Origin of the sequence: Parapusillimonas granuli, from assembly GCF_013416525.1 — a bacterium.
Lineage (GTDB): Bacteria > Pseudomonadota > Gammaproteobacteria > Burkholderiales > Burkholderiaceae_B > Parapusillimonas > Parapusillimonas granuli.
The window spans coordinates 527,811-552,857 of record NZ_JACCEM010000001.1; the positions used below are offsets into that span (position 1 = coordinate 527,811).

The 25,047-nt window shown below is 64.5% G+C and carries 19 protein-coding genes; 3 read left to right on the forward strand and 16 right to left on the reverse strand.

Annotation, left to right across the window (positions count from 1 at the left end):
- Positions 1-91: 91 nt before the first annotated feature.
- The gene (locus H0A72_RS02480; protein WP_180153457.1) at positions 92-2,794 is read right to left on the reverse strand and encodes a DNA topoisomerase III; all 2,703 of its coding nucleotides are present in this window, start codon (positions 2,792-2,794) and stop codon (positions 92-94) included.
- A gap of 62 nt (positions 2,795-2,856) precedes the next feature.
- Here H0A72_RS02480 and H0A72_RS02485 point away from each other — a divergent pair, with 62 nt between their 5' ends.
- Positions 2,857-5,388 carry a GDYXXLXY domain-containing protein gene (locus H0A72_RS02485; protein ID WP_180153458.1) on the forward strand — a complete coding sequence of 844 codons (2,532 nt, stop codon included), beginning with the start codon at positions 2,857-2,859 and terminating at the stop codon, positions 5,386-5,388.
- Here the strand turns inward: H0A72_RS02485 and gluQRS are convergent.
- Positions 5,385-6,260 carry a tRNA glutamyl-Q(34) synthetase GluQRS gene (gene gluQRS, locus H0A72_RS02490; protein WP_180153459.1) on the reverse strand — a complete coding sequence of 292 codons (876 nt, stop codon included), beginning with the start codon at positions 6,258-6,260 and terminating at the stop codon, positions 5,385-5,387. The genes H0A72_RS02485 and gluQRS overlap by 4 nt on opposite strands.
- Positions 6,261-6,272: 12 nt before the next feature.
- Complete coding sequence (locus H0A72_RS02495; protein WP_180153460.1) at positions 6,273-6,734, reverse strand: Smg family protein; 462 nt, start codon at positions 6,732-6,734, stop codon at positions 6,273-6,275.
- Positions 6,735-6,917: 183 nt separating this feature from the next.
- Between H0A72_RS02495 and H0A72_RS02500 the strand changes: the two genes are divergently transcribed.
- The gene (locus tag H0A72_RS02500) at positions 6,918-8,081 is read left to right on the forward strand and encodes a DSD1 family PLP-dependent enzyme (protein WP_180153461.1); all 1,164 of its coding nucleotides are present in this window, start codon (positions 6,918-6,920) and stop codon (positions 8,079-8,081) included.
- A gap of 58 nt (positions 8,082-8,139) precedes the next feature.
- On the opposite strand, the gene H0A72_RS02505 is transcribed toward H0A72_RS02500, so the two are convergent.
- The 9 genes from H0A72_RS02505 to ehuB form a co-directional block, all read right to left on the reverse strand.
- Positions 8,140-9,525 (reverse strand): aminotransferase, encoded by a 1,386-nt coding sequence (locus tag H0A72_RS02505; RefSeq protein ID WP_180153462.1) that lies wholly within the window; start codon positions 9,523-9,525, stop codon positions 8,140-8,142.
- Positions 9,526-9,594: 69 nt separating this feature from the next.
- Positions 9,595-10,002, reverse strand: coding sequence for an aldehyde dehydrogenase family protein (locus H0A72_RS02510; RefSeq protein WP_180153463.1), 408 nt, complete (start codon positions 10,000-10,002; stop codon positions 9,595-9,597).
- On the reverse strand, positions 9,999-10,712 hold the full coding sequence (locus tag H0A72_RS02515; protein WP_281389347.1) for an amino acid ABC transporter ATP-binding protein: 714 nt from the start codon (positions 10,710-10,712) through the stop codon (positions 9,999-10,001). Before H0A72_RS02515 ends, H0A72_RS02510 begins: the two co-directional genes overlap by 4 nt.
- A 63-nt stretch (positions 10,713-10,775) precedes the next feature.
- Positions 10,776-11,963: a M24 family metallopeptidase gene (locus tag H0A72_RS02520; RefSeq protein ID WP_180153465.1), complete on the reverse strand. Its 1,188-nt coding sequence runs from the start codon at positions 11,961-11,963 to the stop codon at positions 10,776-10,778.
- 44 nt (positions 11,964-12,007) lie between these two features.
- Positions 12,008-13,045: a succinylglutamate desuccinylase/aspartoacylase domain-containing protein gene (locus H0A72_RS02525; RefSeq protein ID WP_180153466.1), complete on the reverse strand. Its 1,038-nt coding sequence runs from the start codon at positions 13,043-13,045 to the stop codon at positions 12,008-12,010.
- Positions 13,042-14,277 carry a methylaspartate ammonia-lyase gene (locus tag H0A72_RS02530; protein ID WP_180153467.1) on the reverse strand — a complete coding sequence of 412 codons (1,236 nt, stop codon included), beginning with the start codon at positions 14,275-14,277 and terminating at the stop codon, positions 13,042-13,044. The genes H0A72_RS02525 and H0A72_RS02530 overlap by 4 nt, the downstream gene beginning before the upstream one ends.
- Positions 14,278-14,322: 45 nt before the next feature.
- Positions 14,323-14,976, reverse strand: coding sequence for an amino acid ABC transporter permease (locus tag H0A72_RS02535; protein WP_180153468.1), 654 nt, complete (start codon positions 14,974-14,976; stop codon positions 14,323-14,325).
- A gap of 1 nt (position 14,977) precedes the next feature.
- Positions 14,978-15,622 (reverse strand): amino acid ABC transporter permease, encoded by a 645-nt coding sequence (locus H0A72_RS02540; protein ID WP_180153469.1) that lies wholly within the window; start codon positions 15,620-15,622, stop codon positions 14,978-14,980.
- Positions 15,623-15,685: 63 nt separating this feature from the next.
- Positions 15,686-16,552, reverse strand: coding sequence for an ectoine/hydroxyectoine ABC transporter substrate-binding protein EhuB (gene ehuB / locus H0A72_RS02545; protein WP_180153470.1), 867 nt, complete (start codon positions 16,550-16,552; stop codon positions 15,686-15,688).
- Between the two features lie 134 nt (positions 16,553-16,686).
- On the opposite strand from ehuB, the gene ehuR reads away from it, so the two are divergent.
- The gene (ehuR, locus tag H0A72_RS02550) at positions 16,687-18,075 is read left to right on the forward strand and encodes a MocR-like ectoine utilization transcription factor EhuR (protein WP_180153471.1); all 1,389 of its coding nucleotides are present in this window, start codon (positions 16,687-16,689) and stop codon (positions 18,073-18,075) included.
- A gap of 207 nt (positions 18,076-18,282) precedes the next feature.
- Here the strand turns inward: ehuR and H0A72_RS02555 are convergent, their stop codons facing one another.
- From H0A72_RS02555 to aceK, 4 genes are all read right to left on the reverse strand, one after another.
- Positions 18,283-20,298, reverse strand: coding sequence for an ATP-binding protein (locus H0A72_RS02555; RefSeq protein ID WP_180153472.1), 2,016 nt, complete (start codon positions 20,296-20,298; stop codon positions 18,283-18,285).
- 13 nt (positions 20,299-20,311) lie between these two features.
- A complete protein-coding gene (locus H0A72_RS02560) occupies positions 20,312-21,919 on the reverse strand; it encodes a carboxyl transferase domain-containing protein (RefSeq protein ID WP_180153473.1) in 1,608 nt (535 codons plus the stop codon).
- A 73-nt stretch (positions 21,920-21,992) separates the two neighbouring features.
- The gene (locus H0A72_RS02565) at positions 21,993-23,174 is read right to left on the reverse strand and encodes an acetyl-CoA C-acyltransferase (protein ID WP_180153474.1); all 1,182 of its coding nucleotides are present in this window, start codon (positions 23,172-23,174) and stop codon (positions 21,993-21,995) included.
- Positions 23,167-25,029 (reverse strand): bifunctional isocitrate dehydrogenase kinase/phosphatase, encoded by a 1,863-nt coding sequence (gene aceK, locus H0A72_RS02570; protein ID WP_180153475.1) that lies wholly within the window; start codon positions 25,027-25,029, stop codon positions 23,167-23,169. Before aceK ends, H0A72_RS02565 begins: the two co-directional genes overlap by 8 nt.
- Between the last annotated feature and the right edge of the window lie 18 nt (positions 25,030-25,047).

Sequence of the window (25,047 nt, forward strand, 5' to 3'; positions counted from 1 at the left end):
TACGAGGACCAGGGCAGGATGCCAAACTAGGGAAAACACTGATAGGCGGCGGCCCGCCGCCCATGGAAGCCGAGGGGCCCCGGCCGCCCGGTCAGAACGGTGGGTCGTCGTCGTAGGAATCGATGTTCGCGGTGGCCGTGGCGGCCTTCTTGGCGGCAGTCTTGCCGGCCGCCTTTTTTGCCGGCGCCTTCTTCACGGCGGCCTTCTTGACCGCGGCTTTCTTGGGCGCCGCCTTGGTCGCGGTCTTGGTTGCCGCCTTCTTGGGCGCCGCTTTTTCGGCCGTCTTGCTTGCCGCCTTGGCGGCCGTGGCGGTTTTCGCCGCGGTTTTCGTCCCGGCCTTTTCGGCGCGGGGTTCGAATTCGAAGCCTATCTTGCCGTCGGGCTGCTTGACCAGATACGCTTTGAACTTGCGGTTCGTGCGGCTGGATACGAAGCCGTCCAGCAGGTCGGTCTTGCCCTCGCTGAGCAGTTTCCGGGCTTGTTCCGCCGAAATTTCCTGCTGCAGAATCATCTTGCCGCTGCGGAAATCGCAGGTCTTGTCGGGGCCCACGGATTTCTCGCACACATAATTCATGCCGTATTCATAGACCTTGTGCCCGCACTTGGGGCAGTCGCCCACGGGCGTGTGGCCCGAGAAGTCGACCGGTTCGGTGTCTTCGTCTTCTTTCTGGCCGAAATCGAACTCGAGCTTGTATTCGTCGGTGATGCGCAGCAGGGCGGAGAAGGGACGCCCCATCTTGCTGATGAAGCCGGGTAGGGGGCCGAGCTGCCGCTTGGACAGCAATTCTTCCACTTCGGGGATTTCGAAGGTGCGCCCGCCCGGGTGCTTGCCGATGGAGAAATCGCACTGGGTGCAGGCGTAGCGGCGGTAGTTTTCCTTGACCACCCCGCCGCATTTGGGGCAGGGCGTCGACAGGGTGGCGTAGTCGCCGGGCACGGTGTCGCGTTCGTATTCCTTCGCCCGTTTCACGATCACCTGCGTCATCTGGGCGATTTCCCGCATGAAGGCGTCGCGGTCGAGTTCGCGCTGCTCGATCTGCTTGAGCCGGTGTTCCCATTCGCCGGTGAGCTCGGGCGAGGTCAGTTCGTTGACGCCCAGCCCGGAAAGCAGGGTCATGAGCTGCCGGGCCTTGGCGCTGGGAACGAGCTCGCGCCCTTCGCGCCGCAGATAGCCTTCGTTCAGCAGGCCTTCGATGATGGCCGCCCGGGTGGCGGGCGTGCCCAGGCCGCGTTCCGACATGGCTTCGCGCAGGGCTTCGTCGTCCACCAGCTTACCGGCGCCCTCCATGGCGGAAAGCAGCGTGGCTTCGGTGTAGCGGGCGGGCGGCTTGGTGACCAGGTCCTTCACCTGGACGTCCTCGGTCTTGACTTTTTCCCCTTCGGCGACCGGCACCAGGTTGGCGTCGTCGCCCTGGGCCTCGCGGCCGTAGATGGCCAGCCAGCCGGGAGACACCAGGACCTTGCCCTCCGTCTTGAAATGGTGCCCCGATACCTCGGTGATGCGGGTGGTGAGCCTGAATTCGGCGGCGGGGAAGAACACGGCGAGGAAGCGCTTGGCGACCAGGTCGTAGATCTTGCCTTCGGCCTCGCTCAGTTCGCGCGGAATCTGCAGCGTGGGGATGATGGCGAAGTGGTCGGACACCTTCTTGTTGTCGAAGATGCGCCGGTTGGGCTTGACCCATTTCTGCTTGCAGATGGTCGCAGCGAAGGGCCGGACGCCGGCGGCCGCCGAGGACCCGCCTTCGGCCAAGGCTTCCATGGTGTGCTGCACCGTTTGCAGATAGTCTTCGGGCAGATAGCGTGAATCGGTACGCGGGTAGGTCAGCGCCTTGTGGCGTTCGTACAGGGTTTGCGCCAGGGCCAGCGTGGTCTTGGCCGAAAACCCGAAGCGGGAGTTGGCTTCGCGCTGCAGCGAGGTCAGGTCGAACAGCGCGGGCGAGATTTGCGTCGAGGGCTTGGATTCTTCCGTGACGTGCCCGGGCTGCCCAAGGCAGGCTGTGACGATGGTCTGGGCGGCGTTGCGCGACCAGAGCCGGGAATCGCGCTTTTCGGGGTCGCGTTCGTCTTTGGCGAACTTGGGATCGAACCAGCGGCCGGCATACAGGCCGCCGGCGGCCACGAACGTGGCATGCACTTCCCAGTAGTCGCGGGGCACGAAGCTGCGGATGCGTTCTTCGCGTTCATTGACGATGGCCAGCGTCGGCGTCTGCACCCGGCCCACCGGCGTCTTGAAAAAACCGCCGTCCTTGCTGTTGAAGGCCGTCATGGCGCGGGTGCCGTTGATGCCCACCAGCCAGTCGGCTTCGGCGCGCGAGCGCGCGGCGGCCTCCAGCGGCTTCATGGCGGCGTCATCGCGCAGGTTTTCGAAGGCTTCGCGTATGGCGGCTTGCGTCATGGAGCGCAGCCACAGCCGCTGGACGGGCTTGTTCACCCCGGAGTATTGCAGAATGTAGCGGAAAATGAGCTCGCCCTCGCGGCCCGCGTCGCAGGCGTTGATGACGGCGGTGACGTCCTTGCGCTTGAGCAGCTTCACCAGCAGTTTCAGGCGTTCCGCCGAACGCTTGTCGGTGGGGCCGAGCTCGAATTTGGGAGGAATGACGGGAAGATGCGTAAAGCTCCATTTGCCACGGACAGGGTCGTTGGGGGCGACCAGGGTGAGCAGATGGCCGATGCTGGAGGCCAGCACATAGCGATCGCTTTCGAAATAGTCGCCTTCCCGGGTGAACCCACCCAGGGCGCGCGATATATCCAGGGCCACCGAAGGCTTCTCGGCAATAATGAGCGTTTTAGTCATGTGATTCCAATAACTGCATTTCAGCAGCAATAGCGCGGATAATACGAGGTGAGAAACGCACTATGCAAGTCGAGGGTGATAAATCCGCTTTCCCAGCCTGGGCCCGCTGGCCGGACTTCCTGCGGAAAACGGCCTTGGCGCTGGGCTGCCTGCTGCTGGGGGCGGCCGGCATATGCTGGGTTGCCGCCAACTGGGAACACGCCACGGCTTTCCAGAAGCTGGCCGGCGCGCAGATCCTGCTGGCGGGCCTGCTGCTGGCGGCGTGCCGCCCGGCCCGGCCCCCCGCCGCGGGGCGGGTGATTGGCGGCAGGCAGATTTCGGGCCCGCCTTCGCCTGTCCTGGCCTTGGACCTGGCCGCCGTCGCCACCGGCGGGCTGCTGGCGCTTTTCGGCCAAATATATCAGACCGGCGCCGATTCCTGGCAGCTCTTCCTGCTGTGGGCGCTTTTGTTGATTCCCTGGCTCCTGGCCCGTCCGGGCGTATTCCTGGGCCTACTGTGCGCGTGCCTGGCGAACGTGGCGGCGGCGCTTTACCTGGGCATATTCGGCTCGGGCGTGTTCGGGGCGATTCTGGGCGACACGCCGGCGGCGGGCGGCATCTTGCTGGCGGGCTTGAATATTTTGCTGCTGGCGCTGTGGGAGGCGGCGGCCGGCAGGCTGGGCGACGCCTGGCGGATCGGGCCGCGCGCATTGCTCATGACGGCGGGGGGCTGGCTGCTCGCGGCCCAGCTCGCGGTGCTGGACGCCGATTTCGCGGCATGGCGCCTGATGGGGCTGGGCGGCTTGCTCGCGGCGGCGGCCTATTACCTGTATTCCGTCCGCAAGCCGGACCTGGCCATGGTGGCGCTGGCCGGCCTGGCGGCGTTCGCGCTGTTCGCCGTGGCGCTGCTGTCGTCCATCCGGTCGGAAGCGGCGCTGCTCGGCGGCGTCCTGGCGCTGACCGCCGTGGCCGGGCTGGGCGTGCACCGCTTGCTGCGCCTCTGGCGCGCGGACCGGGAGCCTGATGGGGCGCCGGACACGGACCAGTCCTTCCCCTGGTTCATCAGCCTATTCCGGCTGGGCACCATGGCGTTCACCGCCGCCCTGCTGGTCGTCTTCATTTTCATCACGCTGGGGGCGGACGCGGGCACCGCCTGGGCGGCGGGGCTGTGCGCCAGCGCCGCCGGCATCGTCCTGGCGCGCGCAAAGCCGGGGCGCCTGGCGCAGGAGGCCGGGCTGGTGCTGGGCGCGGCGGGCGTATTCATGAGCGTGGGCGGCCTGTATGCGCTCGATGATCCGGCCGCCGTTGCGCGCGGCGGTCTCATCCTGGCCTATGGCCTGGCCATGTACCGCCTGGCGGGCAATGCCGTCCTGCGTTTTCTTTGCGCCTTCGCCGTCCTCGTCGCGCTTCTCGTCCTGGGCTGGCCGGAGGGCGCCGCTGTGCCGGGCCTGCTGGACGGCGGCGCGTCCCTGTCCGGCGCCTTGCCCGCTTATTTCCGCTTGTGGTGGCTGGCGGTGGCGGCCGTTCTGGCATGGGCCATCGGGCAGCAGCGCCGCCGCTGGGGGGTGATGCCGCTGGCGTGGGCCTTGAGCTGCGTCGTCCAGCTGTTGGCCTGGACGGCGCCCGCACCGGCCGTGTTCGGCCTGTCGTCCGCCTGGGGCGGTGCTCCGGAAGTCGCGCTTCTATGGCTTGCCTGCGCGGCGCTGCCCGTGTGCGTGCTGGCGGCGGTTCTGTGGCGCGCCCCGGGGGTGCCTCCGGCTCTCAGGCTGGCGGCGCCGGCGGCGCTGGCGCTGGCGTCCGTGGGCTGGATGGGCGCGCCGGGCGTGTCCATGGCGCTGTTGTGGCTGGTGCTGGCCCGGGCTTTCGGCAGCCGCAGCCTGCTGGCCTTCGCCGTCCTGGGCCTGTTGGCCTATTTGAGCCGTTTCTATTACATGCTGGATTCCACCCTGCTGCAGAAGTCCCTGGTGCTGGCGCTGACCGGCGGCTGGCTGGCGCTGGCAGGCCTTGCCTTGGGGCATGTCCTCGAGCCGCCGGGCAAAGAGGATCGGGCGGCGCATGGGGCGCCGCGGCGGCCCGTCCTGCGCGGCTCCGTCGGGCTGGTGGCCGGGCTGCTGCTGATTCTGGCCGTCGTCAATGCCGGGATCCGGCAGCGGGAAGGCATCCTGAGGAATGGGGCGACGGTCGTGCTGGCGCTGGCGCCCGTCGACCCGCGATCGCTGATGCAGGGCGACTACATGGCCTTGCGTTTCGAACCGGCGGAGCAGTTGCGCAATGCGCTGCGGGATGGCGCCACGCCGGAGGCGCGGGCCGTCAATGCCCGGCGTGGCGGCTTCATGATCTTGCGCCGCGACGCGCAGGGCGTCTGGCGGCTGGCGGGCATGCTGGCGGACCGTGACGCAGGCGGCGACCCGTTGCCCGACGGCAGCGTGCTGCTGGAATTCCGCCTGCGCAATCACGAAGTGCGCATCGTCACCGACGCCTGGTTCTTTCCGGAAGGCCAGGCCGACCGCTATGCGTCCGCGCGCTATGGTGAAATCCGGGTGGGAAGCCACGGCACGGGGCTGCTGCGGCGCTTGCTGGATCAGGACTTGCGGCCACTGGGGCCGGACGCCTAAGGCCGGTGCCGCTCGCCGAAGCGGGCGGCCCAATGCCCCACCGCGGCGGCCCAGAATGCCCGGCAGTCGGGAACGGGCAGCGCTTCGAAGCCCAGGGCCTGCCACGCCCTGTTCAGCGTCAGGACGGGGTCGCTCAGATCCATCGCGGCGGCATGGTTCTGCTTGGACAGCTTGCGGCCCGTCTCATCGCACAGCAGCGGGACGTGCATCACTTCCGGATACCGCAGCCCCAGCGCGCGCGCCAGCACCCGCTGCCGCGCCGTGGACTCCAGCAGGTCGGCGCCGCGGACGATATGCGTGATGCCCTGGTCGCCATCGTCCACCACCACCACCAGTTGATAGGCCCACAAGCCGTCGGCCCGCTTGATGATGAAATCGCCCGTTGCGGCCAGCACGTCCTGCTCCTGGGGCCCGTACCAGCGATCCGTATAGCGCTCGATGCCGGGCAGGACGCGGAAGCGCCAGGCGCGCGTGCGCCGGCCCGCGGGCAGGCCATGGCGGCAGGTTCCGGGATACGGGCCTTCGGGGGGCAGTTCCTGCCGCGTGCACGCGCAGCCATAGACGCGATCGTGCGCGGCCAGGGCGTCGAAGGCTTGCTGGTACAGGGGAAGCCGCTGCGACTGCCAGACGGGCTCGCCGTCCCAGCGCATGCCCAGGGCCTGGAGTTGTTGCATGATGTATCGGTCCGCGCCCGGCACCACGCGCGGCGTGTCGATGTCTTCGATGCGCAGCAGCCATTCGCCATGGCGGGCCCGGGCGTCCAGATAGCTGGCCATGGCGGCCAGCAGTGAACCGTTGTGCAGCGGCCCGCTTGGGCTGGGGGCAAAACGCCCCCGGTATGGAACGGTACTCTTGCTTGCGGAAAATGCCATGCGCCCTGTGGTTCAGTGCGACAAGCGGGTGTGATCGTCGGCCAGTAGCTCTTCGAATACAAGGTGGTCGACTTCGGCTTCCTGGCTCCAAAGCACGATCAGCGCCATGATCTTGATCTTGGCCAGCGAAATCGGGGATTCGCTGGTGGCCTGGGCGCGTTCGATCAGGATTTCGCGCAGCGCGGGCGGCAGCACGCCCGAGTTCTCCAGGAAGGTGATGAAACCGATGGCCTGGGTGCCCAGGTGATGGTATTCGTCGCTGGTGAAGACGCGGGTGCTGTTGCGCTGGGGGGCATGCGCCAGTTGGCCGCATTGCTCGGTGGATTGGGCCAGGCCATGCAGCCAGCCTAGCGCTTCGTCGATGTCTTCGTGCTCGAAACCGACCGCGGCAAGCTTATGGGCCAATACATCCGCTTCGGGACAGGCTTGCGGTGTATAGTAGGTTTCGAACAAATAAACCAATATATCGAACATAGAGATGCGATTCCGGTTGCCGTTTGCGAAAGACACTAAATATAAAAAGCGTGACCGGTAAAGTTATTGACGACTTTACGCCGATTTACCACGAGGGGCAATTCAGCCTGTTGCTGCAAACATACGCTTGGGTTACCGTGCGGCCTGCGAGGCCAACAGTTTAAACCGACTACGGAGACGGAAATGGGAGCACTTACACTGGCGGATACACACGTGGCGGCGCCGGCCGATCTCTGTGTCCAGCCCATCGCCCGGGTGGGCGACCCCTTGTCGGCCGTCGATACGCCGGCGCTGGTCCTCGACCTGGACGCTTTCGAAGACAATCTGCGCACCATGCAGGTCCTGGCCGAGCGCCATGGGGTCGAACTCCGCCCCCACGCGAAAGCGCATCGCTGCCCCGAGATCTCGCTGCGCCAGCTGGCGCTGGGCGCCGTCGGCATCTGCTGCCAGAAAGTAACGGAAGTCATTCCCTTCATCGCCGCCGGCATCCGCAACATCCACATCAGCAATGAAGTGGTCGGCGCACAGAAGCTGGCCTTGCTGGCGCGCCTGGCCAAACAGGCGCAAATCACCGTCTGCGTCGACGACGCTCGCGCCGCGCAGGAACTGTCCGACGCCATGCTGGCCGAAAAAGCCAGCGTGGGCGTGCTGGTCGAGATCGACGTCGGCCAGAAGCGCTGCGGCGTGCAGTCCCCCGAAGAGCTGGTCGCGCTGGCGCAGCTGGTCGAGCGCCTGCCGCAAGTCTGCTTCGCCGGCATCCAGGCCTACCATGGCGGCCTGCAACACAAGCGCAGCCTGGAACAGCGGCAAAAGTCCTGGGACAAGGCCGTCAAGCTGATCCGCAAGCATCTGCAGGCGCTCGAACAGGCCGGCATCGCCTGCCCGGTCGTCACGGGCGGCGGCACCGGCACGGCCGCTTTCGACGTCAAGAGCGACGTCTTCACCGAGATCCAGGCCGGCACCTATGCCTTCATGGACACGGACTACGGCGGCATAGACTGGGACGACACGCTGGCCTTCCGCCACAGCCTGTTCCTGCTCGCCACCGTCATGAGCGCCCCATCCCCCGACCGCGCCGTGCTGGACGTCGGCCTGAAGTCCACCACCGCCGAAAGCGGCATGCCGGGCCTGGTCGGCTACGAGGGCGTGCGCTGCGTGGCGGTGAACGACGAGCACAGCATGCTCAGCATAGACGAAGGCGCGCAAGGCCCCCGCCTGGGCGACAAGGTCCGCCTCATCCCCGGCCACTGCGACCCCACTTTCAATCTGCACGACTGCGTCGTCGCCATGCGCGGCGACCGCGTGGAAGCCGTCTGGCCCATCAGCGCCCGCGGCATGAGCCGCTGACGGCGGCCGGGGCGGCGGGGCTGGGCCCCGGCCCCGCTCCGTTCCCGGATGGGTTGCTTCAGAGCTGCTCCATGACTTCGGCAATCCCTTCCTTGGTGATGGCGACGATTTCGTCGATATCCTCGCGAGTGGCGATGAGCGGCGGGGCAAAGCCCAGGATATCGCCGTGAGGCATGGCGCGTGCGATCAGGCCGCGCTTGCGCACTGCGGCGGAGATTCGTGCGCCCACGCCGAGCGCGGCGTCGAAGCGCAGTTTTTTTGCCGGGTCTGCCACGAATTCAATGGCTGCGAGCATGCCGACACCGCGTACCTCTCCGACGATAGGAAGGCCGGAGAATGCTTGCTGCATCTGTTGCTGTAAGTAGGCCCCCGTTTCGGCAGCATAATGGATCAGCCCGTCCCGTTCGACGATATCCAGCACGGCATTGGCGGCGGCCACGCCCAGAGGATGGCCGGAGTAGGTATAGCCATGGGAAAAAGCGCCGATACGGTCGCTGGCCTGCTCCATGGCGGCATATACTTTTTCGCTGATGATGCAGGCCGACAGCGGCGCGTAAGCGGCGGTGAGGCCCTTGGCGGAAGTGATGAGGTCCGGTTCCATGCCATATAGATGGGAGCCGAATGGAGTTCCTATTCTTCCAAAGCCGGTGATGACCTCGTCGGCGATCAGCAAGATTTCATGCTTGCGCAGTACGGCCTGGATCTTGTCCCAGTAGCCTGATGGGGGCGGGGTAATGCCGCCGGTGCCCAGCACCGGTTCCGCAATGAACGCGCCGATGGTGTCGGGGCCTTCGCGCAGTATCATTGCCTCCAGCTCCGCTGCACGCCGCTCGGAAAACGCTTCTTCGGATTCGCCCGGGCGCCCGCCCCAGTAATGATGCGGAACGCCCGCGCGCAGTATGCCCGACACGGGCAGGTCCATGTAATCGTGATAGAAGCTCAGGCCCGTCAGTGAGCCGGATACGATGGAGCAGCCGTGGTAGCCGCGTTCGCGCGCAATGATTTTTTTCTTCTTGGGCTTGCCGATCAGGTTATGGTAGTACCACACCAGCTTGATATTGGTCTCATTTGCATCCGAACCCGAGAGCCCATAGAAGACCTTGCTCATCCGGCCCGGCGCCATGCGCACGAGCCGGTCCGATAGCCGTGCCAGGCCTTCGGTGGTATGCCCGGCATAGCAGTGATAATAAGCAAGCTTGCGCGCTTGGTCGGCGATGGCTTGCGCGACTTCCGTACGGCCGTAGCCGATGTTCACGCAATACAGGCCGGCGAACCCGTCTATGTACTTGCGGCCGGCGGCATCCGTGATGCGTATCCCTCGTCCGCCATCGATGATGATGGGGCCGTCGTCTTTGCCGCTTGCGTGGTTTTTCAGATGCGTGAAGGGGTGCATGACGGTGCTGCGGTCCATCATGGCGATACTATCGATATCGGAGGTGGTCATTGCGATTCCTTTGATAGGGCGTTGGTTTGCAATGCGCGACGCCGCGCTGGCGCGTGGCCATTCCGGCCGTCATCCGGCCAGATCGCCCACGCACACATATTTCAGTTCCATGTATTCCTGGATGCCGTGGCGAGACCCCTCGCGGCCAAGTCCTGATTGCTTGAAGCCGGCCGCATAGAGCACTTCCGCTTCCGCCTCGGCAAGGGGCTTGCCTTGTTCCAGCACGATGATCTGGGCCAATTGGGTTTTTTTCCGGCGCATCGCGCTGGCCCATCGTCTCAAGGCGTTGCCTCGCTCGCAAGCCAGCGTCCCGCGCCAGAGGGGGAAAGCGCCCTCGGCGGCATCTATGGCGGCTCGCATGTCTTGCGTGGCCGCCCAACCGACGTGCGCGACGGCTTCGCCGGTAGCTGGGTCCATGAGCGGCTGCCATGGCGCCCGATACAAGCCGGTATCCAGGGCGGGAGAAGTGCTGATCACAGAATCTGCTCCAGGAATGTCCGGGTACGCGGATGCCGGGCATGGGTGAAGAAAAGCTCGGGCGTGTTTTCCTCGATGATGCTGCCCGCATCCATGAAAACGACTCGGTGCGCGACCTGCCGGGCGAAGCCCATTTCATGCGTCACACAAAGCATGGTCATGCCTTCGTCGGCGAGCGAGCACATGGTGTCCAGGACCTCTTTGACCATTTCCGGATCGAGTGCGGACGTGGGTTCGTCGAACAGCATGATTTTTGGCGTCATGCATAATGCGCGTGCGATGGCGACGCGTTGCTGCTGGCCGCCTGAGAGCCGGCCCGGATAGCGATCCGCGAGATCCGGGATCTTGACCCGCTCCAGGAAGTGCAGAGCGATTTCCTGGGCGGCTTTCTTGGGGACCTTGCGTATCCAGACAGGCGCCAGCATGCAATTTTGCAGCACGGTGAGGTGCGGAAACAGATTGAATTGTTGAAACACCATGCCCACTTCGCGGCGGACTTCGTCGATGTTCCGGCTGTCGCCCGTCAATTCGATGCCGTCCACCATGATGGTGCCTTGCTGATGAGCCTCCAGCCGGTTGATGCACCGTACCAAGGTCGACTTGCCCGACCCCGAGGGGCCGCAGATCACCAGGCGCTCCCCTTTATGGACCGTCAGATTGATGCCGTTGAGCACATGATGTTCGCCGAACCATTTGTGGACGTCGGTCATGATGACTGCGGGTTGCCCCGCCGGGTGTGTGGCCTCAGCTTTCATGCGTGGTCCTCATGAGTGTCAATGCTTGAGAAAAATGCCACGATCGAATTCGGTCAGGCATTCGACGCCATCAGGAGTAATCAGTATGGTCTCGGAGAGCTCCATTCCCCAGTCGTCCTGCCACATTCCGAGGATCACGTGGAACGTCATGCCTGCTTGCAGTTCCGTCGTGTCTTCCTGGCGCAGGCTGATCGTATGCTCTCCCCAATCGGGGCAGAATCCCGCACCGATGGAGTAGCCGATTCGGCTTTCTTTGGATAGGCCATGGCGGGTGAGTACTCGTTGCCAGGCTGTGTGCAGGTCCCTGGCGACGACTCCCGGCCGCGCTGCCGAAAGCACGGCGTCCATCCCTTCGCGCACGGCGTCGGACGTGCGGCGTACGAGGTCCGGAACCGCCTTGCCGATGTGGACGGTGCGGGCCAGGCCGCAGTTATAGCGGCGGCGGCAGCCACCGAGTTCGAGAGCAATGGTTTGATTGTCATGCAGCGGCTCGTCCGTCCAGGCCGGATGGGCGGTGCATGCTTTTTCGCCGGCGAGAATGATGGGACTGAGGCCGGTCATATCGCCACCGAAAGATGTATTGGGGGAAATTTGGGTTTTCAAGGCCGCGGCGATGACATCGCACTGCCGTACGCCCGGCGCGATGATGTCGTAAGCCGCCTGCATCGCCGCCTGAGCGATTGCAGCAGCCTGGCGCATATAGGAGATTTCGCGTTCGCTCTTTATCGCCCGCAGCCAGTTGATCAGCAAGTCGGCATCATGGAAGCTCGCATTGGGCAGTGCGTGCCGCAGCTGCGCAAAGCTGCGGGGGGAAAGATAATAGCTGTCGGACTCATAGCCGATCGCGGCGTCAGACAATTCCAGCTCATCGAATAAGCGTCCCACATATAGCGATGGATGCGCGCGCGACGTTTGGACGCAGGATTCGGGGTAGCTGCGGATTTGGCCGGGCCGCATCCAGCACGACAGCCTGGCTCCCGAGGCGTCCATGGCGCGTCCGATCCAGTAGGGTTCGGGATGGCGCTTGGCGTCGGCCGCGATCACCACGAATTGTGGCGTGTAAAAGCACCAGTCCTGCGCTCCGGTGAGCCAGTAAATATTGGCCGGGTCGGAGACCAGCAGCGCGTCCATGCCCGCAGCGCGCAGCCGGTCGCGTACTCTTTCGGCGCGTTCCGCGTATTCTTGCTTGGTAAAAGGTAAAGACATGAGGGCGGTTCCGTAGACAGTGGATTGAATCGTTACTCGGGAAATCAGAGGTCTATGGCGATCAGCGCAAGAAAGTCTCCCGACCGCACCAAGCCCCCGTGCAGGCGGCCGATCAGCATGCCCGACGCGGGAGCCCGCAAGGCCTTTGGCTTGCCGCCCAGCGAGCGAGTGTCATAAAGGCGGGCCAGCGTTTGTCCTTCGTTGACGATATCGCCGAGGTCGGCCACATACTCGATCAGACCTTCTTCCTGGCTGAGCAAATAGCCCGACGCATCATTGGTCATCAGGCGCGTGGGCTGCGGCGCGGGCACGGGGTCGGCCTGCAATATGCCGAGATGCGCCAGGAAGTTGTGCACGCCGCGGCGGGCGATTCGCAGGCTGTCAGGCGTCGTTGAGCCGCCGCCGCCCAGCTCGGTTGAAAGAAACAGCTTGCCGCGCGATTCGACGGCGTCGTCCAACATGCCTCGGCTATCGAGTTCTTCCAGCACCAGCCCGATCGGTGCGCCGAACGCCAGCAACGCCTGGCGTGCCCGCTCGCTCGCCAATTCGCAAGGCAGCTTGTGTGAAACGGCAAAGGGATGGAACATCATTGTCCTGCCGCCGGAATGGATATCCAGCACGGCTTGCGCTCGCTCTATCAGTTCGCTTTCCACGAAGTGCGCGATCTGTTCGGTCAAGGTGCCATCGGAGCGGCCGAGGAAGCTGCGGTTCATGTTGCCGCCGTCGATGGGGGACAAGCGCCGGCCGGCGAGGAACGCTGGATAGTTCAGCATGGGCACCAGCAGTACGGCGCCGGCGATGTCGTTCACATCGACCGACTGATAAAAATCCAGCAGCGCAACCGCGCCCTCCAGTTCGTCTCCGTGATTCGCTCCGGTCAGCAAAGCGGTCGGGCCATTGCCATTGACGACCATGCCGAAGGGAATGCGCAGCGTGCCCCAGCCCGACTCATTGCGTGACCAGGGCAGTATGATGTGACCGCTATGCTTGCCTGGGGAGGTTTCCTCGATCTGCAGTGAAACACGCCCATATTGGCCGGCTGATAGGGGAAGGCCCGTAGGGGGGCTGCCTACGATGTTCATGCGGCCTCCAGGATGGCTATCGTGCGGCGCATCTCGTTTTCCTGGATCATCAAAGCTTCATCGCCTCCCAGGCCGGGCTTTGCAAGAATGAAATCGGGTCGGCAGGCCAGCGCGACATGAGTGGTAAGCCGTGAGGACTGATCTGTTTCATTCGCTGTCCCGCCCAGGCAGTAGCCCAACCCTGCGCTGTTGCAGAATAGGGCGGCTTCGATCGTGTTCGTCAGGCTGCCCAGGTCGGGCAGCTTTATCTGCACCATGTCGGCCGCCTGTGCGTGGCTGAATGCCTGGATGTCCTCAAGCGTGTTGCACCATTCATCGACAATCACCCGTACATCTATGCCTTTTCGGCGCAGCGTGTCCCGCAGGGCGGCATAGCGCTCGATCTGGTCTTCGCGGGTAGCGGCAATGATGGGAGACTCGATCAGGAAGGGATAGGGGGCGACGGTATCCTGAATGCGGGCAAGGTAGTCTGCCATGGCCTCCGTATCCGCGCCGAACAGTTCGCCCAGTGTTCCGTATGTGTCCAGATGGATCCTGGGCAGGTAGTCGGCGTCCCCGATTTGGCGGATGCGATCGGACAGGTACTGAGCGAAATCCAGAAGCTTGTGCCCGTCATGCCCCAGGTCCGTTTCGACGACAGTGAAGCTTGCATGCGGAAGCAGGGGCACGCGCTTCAGGATCATTCGGTCCAGCAGAATCTGATCGGTCTTGGCAACGGAAACCAGAATGGGGATGGGCGCGTCGCCGATGCCTGTGTGGAACTCACGATCGACGACCTGAACGGCCAGCTCGCGCGTGGATAGGGCCGCCGCATGCAGGAATGCCTGGCTCAAGCCATAGCGTATTGCCGTATGGAGTTTCTTGCCATCGACCCGCAGCTCATCGAACTCGCGCGCCAAAGGCGCGAAGCTGCTGGTGTCGCGGCCAATCAGGCGCGGCGCAACATGTTCTTGAAATGACCTTAAATGGTCATCCGGAGCGAACAGCGGGTCGCGTCCCGCCGCCCCGGCAAAAATCACGTCTACGCAGTCTCCGTGCGCGATCGATCCGTCTTCCAGCTTCAGCATGATCGAAAGCACCTTGCCGGGCTGGACGATGCGCTGGAATCCTGGCGTGATGGCGGGGCCCTCGAACAGGAAGCCGTTGGCACGTGCACCGAGCTTGATCGCGGCGAGGTCCTTGTGCACAAATCCGTGGCGGCCGACGGCTGTGATGACTTGCTGAATTTTCATGGGAAGCCTTTTCTTTCTCTTCTGAATGAGGTGGGGGAGTAGGGGTCAATCGTGGCGGCGCAGGTGCTTATGGACCATGTCGAGCGAGCGTGCGGCCGCATAGCAGAACAGGCAAAACAGCAGGCCGACGACGGCCATGGGCTCGACGTAGGTGAAGGACTCAGCCGCCTTGTCCATTGCCACGCCCAGCATTTCGGGTACGGCGACCACGGCGAGATAAGGCGTGGACTTCAGTATGGACAGCACATAATTGGCAATGGCGGGTATTGCGTTGCGCAGGATCTGCGGCAGCAGAATCATGAAAACGATGTGCGGTCTGCGCAGCCCTAGCGCTTGCGCGCCTTCCGTCTGGCCATGTGGAATGGATGTGATCGCCGCCTTGAATACCTCTGCCAGATAGCCGGCGTAGTGCAGGGACAGCGTCATGATGCCGACGGTGATCGCCGACAGATGGATGTTGTAGAAAGGCAGGACAAAATACAGGAAGTACAGCAACGCCAGGATGGGAGTGATCCGGAAGAAATCGATGACGACCGTCATGACGAGCGCGATCGGCCGGTTGACGCGGCGCATCAGTTCCAGGGCGAACCCCAGCACGGTGGCGAGCAGACTGCTGACGATGGTGACCCAGATCGTGGTGATGGCCGCTTCCAGAATGAGCGGCGTGATCGACAGGGCGAACTGGACGTCGAATTTCATGTCACTGCTTTCCTTGTGTGGTCCAGGATTCCAGACGACGCCCCAGTAATGCGAAAGGGTAGGCGAGGACGAAATAGGCCAGCAGCAGAGCGCTATAGACTTCGACCGGCTGGTATGTGATCTGGCCGATCTCCTTGGCTTTGAACGTCATGTCCGAAAGCGCCAGCAACGACACGAGCGCCGTGCTTTGTATGAGCCGTATGGCTTCATTGATCAGCGACGGAATCATGAGCCGGATGCTTTGGGGCAGCTCCACCAGAGCCAACACATGCAGCCTGGGCAAGCCTAGGGCGGCGCCCGCTTCGATTTGCCCGCGGGCCAGCGTTTGCAGCGCGGCGCGCACCACTTGGCTGCCGTATGCGCCTACGTTGCACCCGATCACCAGTGCTGCGACGCTCATGGCGGACCAGCGCAGTCCGACGAAGGGCAGCAGATAATAGAACACGTAAAGTAGGATGATGACCGCGTTGCTGCGCCAGAATTCAATGATGAACGTGATGCCTTTGCGCGGGAGGCCTCGCGTAAGGTATTGAAGTATGCCGAACACGAATGCGAAGGGAATGGCATACAGCAAGGCGTAGCCGACCACCTGCAGGGTGATGTCGGCGCCTTCCAGGATGCCGGCCAGAATCTCTAGAAGTGACATAGTGGGATCCGGATTGCCTTCAAGGCCGGACGGCGGGCGGATACGCCGCCGTCCGGGGGGGCTTTATTCTTTGCAAAGCTGGTCGCGCGGTGTCGTGGCGGCTGTCTCGGATTCCGTGAAGCCGTAACGTTTCATGATTTCCAGCAGGCGCCCGTCCTGCTTCATGCGCCCGATTTCGGCATCAAAAGCGTTGCGCAGGGCGATGTCTTCGAGGCGGAAGGCGACACCCACATTGCCGAATACTTCGTTGCCCTGAGCATCTTTGACGCCTTCGAAAGGCACGACGCGTTCCAGGCCCTGCACCTTCGGATCGGAAAGCAAGGCGACTGCTGCACCGGAAGTGGATACCTGGACGTCGACACGGCCGGCGAGCAAGGCGGACATGGTGGACTGGTTGTCCTGGAACAAGATCTGGCGATCCTTGGGAACGCCGGCCATGTCGGCATGCTTGGCGGTCAGGCTGCCCCGGGTGGCGCCGAAGATCACATCTTTTTTGTTGGCGATGTCGGCGAAGCCGCGGATGTTTTTAGGATTGCCCGCTCTGACGATGGCCGCGTCGGGCACTTTGAGCGTGGTTTCGGTGAACGAGACGAGCTTGCACCGCTGGGGAGTGATGTACAGGCCGCCGGTGGCGGCGTCGAAACGGCCGGCCTGCAGGCCTGGAATCAACGCCGGAAACTGCGTGATGACGACGTCGATTTTCTGGATGCCCAAAGGCTTGAGTGCTTCCTTGATGATGTCGACGTCGAATCCCTTGAGTTCGCCCGAAGCGTCCCGCCAGCCCCAGGGCGCTTGGTTGTAGATACCGACGACGAATTTTCCTTCCTTCTTGATGCGTTCCAAAGAGTTGTCCGCCGCGGCGGGCGCGGAGCCGATGACCAGCATGGCCGCAGCCATCATGAGCGCTTTCAATGAGCCGGATAGTCGCATGGTTGTCTCCTCGTTTTGTTTTAGAAAAAATCGCTAGAATAAAATTAGAACAATTTCAGATTAATATCAATCCAATATGTCGGTCAAGTGATTTATTGATCTGGTACAATTCGCGGCAAAGAAAGGAAAATTCAATGGACGACTGGATAGACGGCATTCAGATACGGGGCCGCCCCAAGCATGCCGCGTTGACGGCGGCGATTCTTGATGCGATCGAATCGGGCAAGCTGGGCAGCGGAGTGCAACTGCCTACCCAGCGCGACCTGGCCGCGCGCCTGGGCATGTCGGTGCAGACGGTCAGCAACTGCTATCAGGAGTTGCAGCGCCGGGGGGTAGTGAGCTCGGTGGTTGGCAGAGGCAGCTTCGTGACCGCCAGGGCCGCTGCGGCGGGCTCTTTTCTCGCGGCGCCCGGTACGGGCGACGACATTGATTTGTCCGTGGTACAGGGCATTTATACGGAAGCCCATGAAACGGCCGCGCGCCAGCTCATGCAGGCCTTGTCCCAGGAAGACAACAGCACGTGGATGTATCCGTCCAGACCCGTTGCCGGCCTGGTTCGGCACAGGGACATCGCCGCCGGTTGGCTGAATGCGCGGGGCATATGCGCAAGCACGGAAAACCTCATCATCACCAACGGTGCCACGCAAGCGATTTTCCTGGCACTGGCAGCCGTCGGCCGTCCTGGCGACACTGTGCTGACCGAGCATCTGACCGAGAATGGCATCATCGGCGCAGCCAATGTGCTGGGCCTGAAACTGCGTGGCTTGCCAACCGATCATGAGGGCGTGCTGCCAGATGCATTCGATGCCGCATGCAGCCAATTCAAGGTTGCGGCGCTGGTATGGGTTCCAACCTTCGGCAACCCGATCGGCCATCTTGCTTCTCTGGCCCGAAGGGAGCAGATCGCCGCCATTGCGCAACGGCACGGAGTGGCGGTGATCGAAGACGAAGTCTATCGGCCCCTGCTGTCGGATTCCTTGCCGTCGATTTCAGAGCTGGTTCCCGAATTGGGATTCACGGTGACGAGCATGACCAAATCGGTCATGACCGGCTTGCGGGTGGGATACTTGGTTGCCCCACATTTGTTCTGCCTGCGCATCGCGGGCATTTTGCGCGCCGTCAGCTGGAATACGGCGCCGCTGATGGCTGAGATCGCCTACAGCTGGATGTTCGACGGCACGGCGGCACGGTTGATCGAAGTCCAGCGCCGCGAACTGCGCGCGCGCAACGCGATTCTTTATGAAGAGCTGTCCGCCCATTTGACTACCCGGCATGAGCTGTCGCCAACGGCGTGGCTGAACGTGCCCGCCAGCTGGACAGAAGATTCGCTGATCGGCGTATTGCGTGAGCGCGGTGTGCTCGTCACAGGGTCGCGGCCTTTCGCTGTGGATCCACCATCACGTCAGGAAGGTATACGGATCGGCCTGGCGGGCGCGGTAACGCAGGCTGGGCTCAGGGCCGGTCTGCAAACCATCGCTGCAACCATGGAGCAATTGCCTACACTGTCGAACGTTCGCGTCTGACCAAAAAGACGCAGGCCTGGCAGTGGAAGCGCGAGGGGATCCTGGAGGGGCGCAAGGAAGAAGGTATTTGCTTCGTGATCCCAGGCCGGCGCTGCATGGCCATGGCGGGGCACTACTCGCCAGGTCGTGTTGCAACATGCCTGGGCATGCTGCAACTCTCGCCTTCTATGGGCATGCGGGCAGCCAGATTGAAAACGTGAAAACGCCCTAATCCAGCGCCAGCAATTCCGCCCCGTCCCCCACCTGGTCGCCGAGCGCGAAAAACACTTCCCGCACGGTTCCGTCCTTGGGCGACTGTATCGTGTGCTCCATTTTCATGGCTTCCATCACGAGCAGCGCATCGCCGGCTTTCACGGTATCGCCGGGCTTGACGGCGATGGAGATGATTTTCCCCGGCATGGGCGCCGTCAGGCTGCCGCCCTGGTCGCTGCTTTCATCCACGGAATGCGCAAGAGGATCGTGGTGCTCCAGCACGGTCAGGGCGCCGTCCGCATGGACATGGATGCGGTCGCCCCGGGTGATCACCTTGGCTCGCGCGTCGACCTCGCCGAGGCGGATGCGGACCTCGCACTGGCCGGGGCGCAGGACTTCCGCCCGCCACTCGAAAGGCTGCATGGCGCCGCCGGCCGAGCAGAGCCATTGGTCGGCAACGCGCCGCAGGAGCACCGTGCGGGTGTCTTCGTGGTGGCGCAAGGAGAATGGCCTTTCATAGACGCCGCCGATGCGCCAGCCGTCCAGCGCGTCCCAGGGGTCGATGCCGGCGGCGCGCCGGTGTGCGTCGGAACTGGTCTGGCCTCGGCCGGCCAGCACGGCGGCGACCGCCAGCGCGCATGCGGTATCGGACGCCGGCGCGGGCGGCGGGAACAGGCTGTCATGGCGGCGTTCGATCAGGCCGGTATCCAGGTCGGCCTGGGCGAAGGCCTCGTCCAGCATGAGGCGGCGCAGGAACGCGACGTTGGTCTGGACGCCGACGCACTGCAGGTCTTCCAGCGCCTGCGCCATGCGGGCCCGGGCCTGGTCGCGGTCGTCGCCCCGCACGATGAGCTTGGCGATCATGGGGTCGTAATAGGGCGTGATGGCGTCGCCTTCGCGCACCCCGCCGTCTATGCGCACGTCGCCGTTGACGAACGCCACGTGTTGCGGAAGATTCAGGACGTCCAGCCGGCCGATGGAGGGCAGGAAGCCGTTGTCCGGGTTCTCGGCATAGATGCGCGCTTCGATGGCATGGCCGCTGAACGCCAGCTGGGCCTGGTCCACCGGCAACGGTTCGCCGGCGGCGACGCGCAGCTGCCATTCCACCAGGTCGTGGCCGGTGATCATCTCGGTGACGGGGTGCTCCACCTGCAGGCGCGTGTTCATTTCCATGAAGTAGAAGCGTCCGTCGGGCTCGGCGATGAATTCCACCGTGCCGGCGCCGACATAGCCGACGGCGCGCGCGGCGGCGACGGCGGCCTCGCCCATGGCGCGCCGGCGTTCGTCCGTCATGCCCGGGGCGGGGGCTTCTTCGATGACCTTCTGGTGGCGGCGCTGCACCGAGCAGTCGCGCTCGAACAGGTAGACGCAGTTCCCATGGCGGTCGGCGAACACCTGGATTTCGATGTGGCGCGGCTTCTGCAGATAGCGTTCGATGAGGACCTTGTCGTCGCCGAAGCTGCTTGCTGCTTCGCGCTTGCAGGACGCCAGGGCCTCCCGGAAGGCGGCGGCCGAGGCGACGATGCGCATGCCTTTGCCGCCGCCCCCCGCGCTCGCCTTGATGAGCACCGGGTAGCCGATGAGTTCGGCCTGGGCCTGCAGGAATTCGGGATCCTGGTTTTCGCCGTGGTAGCCGGGCACGAGCGGAACGCCGGCGGTTTCCATCAGCGATTTCGCCGCCGACTTGCTGCCCATGGCCGCGATGGCGCCGGCCGGCGGCCCCACGAAGACGATGCCCGCGTCGGCGCAAGCCTGGGCGAATCCTTCATTTTCGGACAGGAAGCCATAGCCCGGATGGATGGCCTGGGCGCCCGCGGCGCGGGCGGCGTCGAGTATGGCCGAGCCGCGCAGGTAGCTGTCGCGCGGCTCGGGGCCGCCGATGGGGATGGCCACGTCGCAGGCGGCGACGTGGCGCGCCTGCGCGTCGGCCTCGGAATAGACGGCAACGGTGCGCAGGCCCAGGCGCCGCGCGGTGGCGGCGACGCGGCATGCGATCTCGCCACGGTTCGCGATCAGTAGGGTGTTGAACACGGCGACTCCTTGATTACATGCGGAACACGCCGAAGCGCGTGTCTTCGATGGGGGCGTTCAGCGCGGCGGACAGGCTCAGCGCCAGGACGCGCCGGGTGTCGGCGGGCATGATGATGCCGTCGTCCCACAGCCTGGCGGTGGCGTAGTAGGGATGGCCTTCCTTTTCGTATTGCTCGCGTATGGGGGCCTTGAAGGCTTCTTCTTCCTGGGCCGACCAGGTGCCGCCCTTGGCCTCGATGCCGTCGCGGCGCACGGTGGCCAGCACGCTGGCGGCCTGCTCGCCGCCCATGACCGAGATGCGGGCATTGGGCCACAGGAACAGCAGGCGCGGCCCGAAGGCGCGTCCGCACATGCCGTAGTTGCCGGCGCCGAAGGAGCCGCCGATCAGGATGGTGAACTTGGGCACGGCCGCGGTCGATACGGCGGTGACCATTTTGGCGCCGTGCCGCGCGATGCCTTCGTTTTCGTATTTGCGGCCCACCATGAAGCCGGTGATGTTCTGCAGGAATACCAGGGGGATCTTGCGCTGGCAGCACAGTTCGATGAAGTGGGTGCCTTTCTGGGCCGCCTCGGAAAACAGGATGCCGTTGTTGGCGACGATGCCCACCGGCATGCCGTGGATGTGCGCGAAGCCGGTGACCAGCGTCGTGCCGAAGCGCGCCTTGAATTCGTCGAACTCGGAGCCGTCGACGATGCGGGCGATGACTTCGCGCACGTCGTAGGGCTTGCGGGTGTCCGTCGGGATGATGCCGTTCAGCTCCTGCGGATCGTACAGCGGCTCGGCATAGGCGTGGCGGCGCAGCTGCGCGGGCTTGCGGTGATTGAGCCGCGCCACGGCGCCGCGCGCCAGGTAGAGCGCGTGCAGATCGTTGTTGGCCAGGTGGTCGGCCACGCCCGACAGCCGGGTGTGGACGTCGCCGCCGCCCAGGTCCTCGGCGCTGACCTCTTCGCCCGTGGCGGCCTTGACCAGCGGCGGGCCGCCCAGGAAGATGGTGCCCTGGTTCTTGACGATGATGGATTCGTCGCTCATGGCGGGCACATAGGCGCCGCCCGCGGTGCAGGACCCCATCACCACGGCGATCTGGGCAATGCCCTGGGCCGACATCGTGGCCTGGTTGTAGAAGATGCGGCCGAAGTGCTCGCGATCGGGGAAGACCTCGTCCTGGTTGGGCAGGTTGGCGCCGCCCGAGTCCACCAGGTAGATGCACGGCAGCCGGTTCTGCTGCGCGATTTCCTGCGCCCGCAAATGCTTCTTGACGGTCAGCGGGTAATAGGTTCCCCCTTTGACCGTGGCGTCGTTGCAGACGATCATGCATTCCACGCCGGCGACGCGGCCGATGCCGGTGATGATGCCGGCGCCGGGGGACGCGTTGCCATAGACGTCGTGGGCGGCCATGGGGGAAAGTTCCAGGAAGGGCGTGCCCGGGTCGAGCAGGCGTTCGACCCGGTCCCGGGGCAGGAGCTTGCCGCGCGCCACGTGGCGCGCGCGCGATGCGTCATTGCCGCCTTTGGCGGTTTGCGTGAGTTTTGCGCGCAGGTCGTCGAGCTGGGCCTGCATGGCGCGGGCGTTGTCGATGAAGGCCTGCGACCTCGGGTTGATCCGGGATTCGATGACGGGCATTGCTCTTCCTGGAGGCTTGGGGTTGAAAAAAAGGGCGCCGGCCTGGGCCGCGGCGCCCCGCGATGCCGGCGCGTCAGGCCATTTCGATGGCAAGGGCCACCGCTTCGCCCCCGCCTATGCACAAAGAGGCGATGCCGCGCTTGCCGCCCGTCTTGCGCAGCGCGCCGACCAGCGTGGTCAGCAGCCGGGCGCCGGATGCGCCGATGGGGTGGCCCAGGGCCGTCGCGCCGCCGTGCACGTTGACCTTGTCATGCGACAGGCCGATTTCCGCCATGGCCGCCATCGTCACCACCGCGAAGGCTTCGTTGATTTCGTACAGGTCGACTTCGGAGGCGCTCCAGCCGGTCTTGGACAGCAGCTTCTGGATCGCGCCGACCGGGGCGGTGGTGAACCATTCGGGTTCCTGCGAATGCTGGCTGTGCGCGACCACCCGGGCAAGCGGGGTGGCGCCCAGATTCTTGGCGGTCGATTCGCGCATCAGCACCATGGCGGCGGCGCCGTCGGAGATGGAAGAGGCGTTGGCGGCCGTCACGGTGCCGTCTTTCTTGAAGGCGGGCTTCAGGGTCGGGATCTTTTCGGGCAGGGCCTTGGCGGGGGCCTCGTCCGTGTCGATGACCGTGTCGCCCTTGCGGCCCGGCACCGTGACCGGCGCAATTTCCCATTTGAAGCTGCCGTCTTCGGTCGCGGCGCGGGCGCGGCGCAGCGATTCCAGCGCGAAGGCGTCTTGCTGCTCACGCGTGAAGCTGTACTTGGCGGCGCAGTCTTCCGCGAACACGCCCATGGCGGTGCCGCGCTGGTAGGCGTCTTCCAGGCCGTCCAGCGCCATGTGGTCGTACACGGTGGAATGGCCGTAGCGATAGCCCTGGCGCCCGCGCAGCAGCAGATAGGGCGCGTTGCTCATGCTTTCCTGGCCGCCGGCCACGACGACGTCGGCGCTGCCCGCCACCAGCAGGTCGTGCGCGAACATGGCCGCCTTCAGGCCCGACCCGCAGACCTTGTGTATGGTGGTGCAGCCGACCTGCCGGGGCAGGCCGGCGCCCAGCGCCGCCTGGCGGGCGGGAGCCTGGCCCTGCCCGGCCTGCAGGACGTTGCCCATGATGACTTCGTCGACGGCATCCCCGGGGATGCCGGCGCGCTCGACGGCGGCCTTGATGGCGATGGCGCCCAGCTGGTGGGCGGCCAGCCCGGACAGGCTGCCCATCATTCCGCCCATGGGCGTGCGGGCGACGGAAACGAGGACGATAGGATCAGACATGATTGGCTCCTGTAGGTAAAGAGACCGCGGCGCGGAAATTGCGGAAATGCAGGCGCCGGTCGTTTTCATAGGGAAAGATATCTTCGATGCGGCCTTGCGCCGCGCGGTCCCGGCAGGCTTGCCACCAGTCCGCGTCGAGCAGCTCGGCATGATGCTTCAGGAAGGCGGCCCTCACGCGCGGGTCGCCCAGCAGAAATACGCGAAATTCTTCTGGGAATACGTCGTTCGGGCCGACCGGATACCACGGCTCGCTCGACATCTCGGCTTCGGGATTGGGCGCGGGTGGAATGCGCCGGAACTGCATTTCCGTCATCCGCTGAATTTCGTCGTAGTCATAGAATACAACGCGCCCCAGGCGCGTGACGCCGAAATTCTTGTACAGCATGTCGCCGGGGAAGATGTTGGCGGCGGCGAGTTCACGGATGGCGTTGCCGTACTGCTTCACGGCGGCTTCCAGCACGGCGTCGGACGCATGCGCCAGATAGAGATTCAAGGGTGTCATCCGGCGTTCGATATACACGTGGCGCAGGATGATGGCGTCGTCCTTTTCTTCGATCAGGCTGGGAACCTGGCTGCGCAATTCCGCCAGCAGGGCGTCCGAGAAGCGCGCGCGCGGCAACGCCACTTGCGAGTATTCCCAGGTGTCGGCCATGCGTCCGACCCGGTCGTGCTTCTTGACCATCTGGTATTTGCGGCGCACGGTGGCGTGGTCCATGCCGTCTTTGGCGATGCGGTCGCGTATCAGCTTGAAGACATAGGGGTACGAGGGCAGCGTGAACACGGTCATGACCAGGCCCCGTATGCCCGGCGCGACGTCGAAGGCGTCGTGCGAATGCGCCAGGTGGTGCAGGAAATCGCGGTAGAACAGCGTCTTGCCCTGCTTCTGCAGCCCGATGGCGCTGTACAGTTCCGCCTTGGGCTTGCGCGGCAGCAGGCTGGACAGGAAGCCGACGTAGGCGGCCGGCGTTTCCATGTCGACCAGGAAATAGGCCCGGGCGAAGCTGAACAAGGTGCTCAGGTCATCCGCCGTGTGCAGCAGCGCATCCAGCTGGATATGGCCCGACGGCGTGCGCAGCAGCGCGATCGCGAAAGGGTGGATGGCGCCCTGGTTGATCAGGCGGCCCACCACATAAGCGCCTTTATTCCGGAAGAACAGCGAATTCAGGACGTGGATCTGGCAGTCGGCGGCGATGCGCCGGCCCGCGCCGCGCGGCAGCGCAGAGCACAAGCGCCTGAGCGCCATGCGCGCCAGCCTGCGGGCGTCGGCGGGCAGGTCCAGGAAGGGAGCCGCCAGGCCGAAATCGGCGATCATCCGGATCAGGGATTTTTCCAGCCCTTCCTGGCTCGGGTAGTACACGCGGTAGGAAGGCAGCTTGCCGTCCAGGTATTCCGTGGCCACCGCCGGGCGCACGAAGAGGAAGTCATTGTGGAAATAGTCGCGGTGCAGCACGCGGCAGGACACGGAATTGAAAAACGTCTCGGCGCATTCGGGCTGCCGGTGGCCCGACAGCAGCGAGACGAATTCGCTTTTGACGTCCTGCCAGAAGGCGACCTGGTCGGGGTCCAGGCTGCGGCCGGGCTCGGGGCGGCGGGCCTCGCCGCCTTTCAGGGCCGCGCCGAGCAGCGCCGTGCATTCCCGGACCCGGGTGTCGTAGTATTCGATGCGCTCGCTGGACAGCTGCTGTATGCCGCGCCAGTCGCCCGATTCGAACAGTGCCTTGGCGCGCTGCGCCCCATAGCGGAACAAGGCATAGTGCCGGTTGAAACCATCCAGCAGAGCCTGGGCCACGGCCCGCGGCTGCGGGTTGCGGCGCCCGACGGGCTCGATGCGTTGATGGTCTCCGGCGAAGTTCATGCGATTCCTCGGTTCGGG

Coding starts and splice junctions, on each gene's coding strand:
- ehuB (WP_180153470.1), bottom strand. CDS start 16,552: ATGCGACTATCCGGCTCATTGAAAGCGCTCATGATGGCTGCGGCCATG.
- gluQRS (WP_180153459.1), bottom strand. CDS start 6,260: ATGGCATTTTCCGCAAGCAAGAGTACCGTTCCATACCGGGGGCGTTTT.
- H0A72_RS02505 (WP_180153462.1), bottom strand. CDS start 9,525: ATGACCACCTCCGATATCGATAGTATCGCCATGATGGACCGCAGCACC.
- H0A72_RS02540 (WP_180153469.1), bottom strand. CDS start 15,622: ATGTCACTTCTAGAGATTCTGGCCGGCATCCTGGAAGGCGCCGACATC.
- H0A72_RS02515 (WP_281389347.1), bottom strand. CDS start 10,712: ATGACCGACGTCCACAAATGGTTCGGCGAACATCATGTGCTCAACGGC.
- H0A72_RS02535 (WP_180153468.1), bottom strand. CDS start 14,976: ATGAAATTCGACGTCCAGTTCGCCCTGTCGATCACGCCGCTCATTCTG.
- H0A72_RS02525 (WP_180153466.1), bottom strand. CDS start 13,045: ATGAACATCGTAGGCAGCCCCCCTACGGGCCTTCCCCTATCAGCCGGC.
- H0A72_RS02530 (WP_180153467.1), bottom strand. CDS start 14,277: ATGAAAATTCAGCAAGTCATCACAGCCGTCGGCCGCCACGGATTTGTG.
- H0A72_RS02520 (WP_180153465.1), bottom strand. CDS start 11,963: ATGTCTTTACCTTTTACCAAGCAAGAATACGCGGAACGCGCCGAAAGA.
- H0A72_RS02495 (WP_180153460.1), bottom strand. CDS start 6,734: ATGTTCGATATATTGGTTTATTTGTTCGAAACCTACTATACACCGCAA.
- H0A72_RS02565 (WP_180153474.1), bottom strand. CDS start 23,174: ATGTCTGATCCTATCGTCCTCGTTTCCGTCGCCCGCACGCCCATGGGC.
- H0A72_RS02480 (WP_180153457.1), bottom strand. CDS start 2,794: ATGACTAAAACGCTCATTATTGCCGAGAAGCCTTCGGTGGCCCTGGAT.
- H0A72_RS02560 (WP_180153473.1), bottom strand. CDS start 21,919: ATGCCCGTCATCGAATCCCGGATCAACCCGAGGTCGCAGGCCTTCATC.
- aceK (WP_180153475.1), bottom strand. CDS start 25,029: ATGAACTTCGCCGGAGACCATCAACGCATCGAGCCCGTCGGGCGCCGC.
- H0A72_RS02485 (WP_180153458.1), top strand. CDS start 2,857: ATGCAAGTCGAGGGTGATAAATCCGCTTTCCCAGCCTGGGCCCGCTGG.
- ehuR (WP_180153471.1), top strand. CDS start 16,687: ATGGACGACTGGATAGACGGCATTCAGATACGGGGCCGCCCCAAGCAT.
- H0A72_RS02500 (WP_180153461.1), top strand. CDS start 6,918: ATGGGAGCACTTACACTGGCGGATACACACGTGGCGGCGCCGGCCGAT.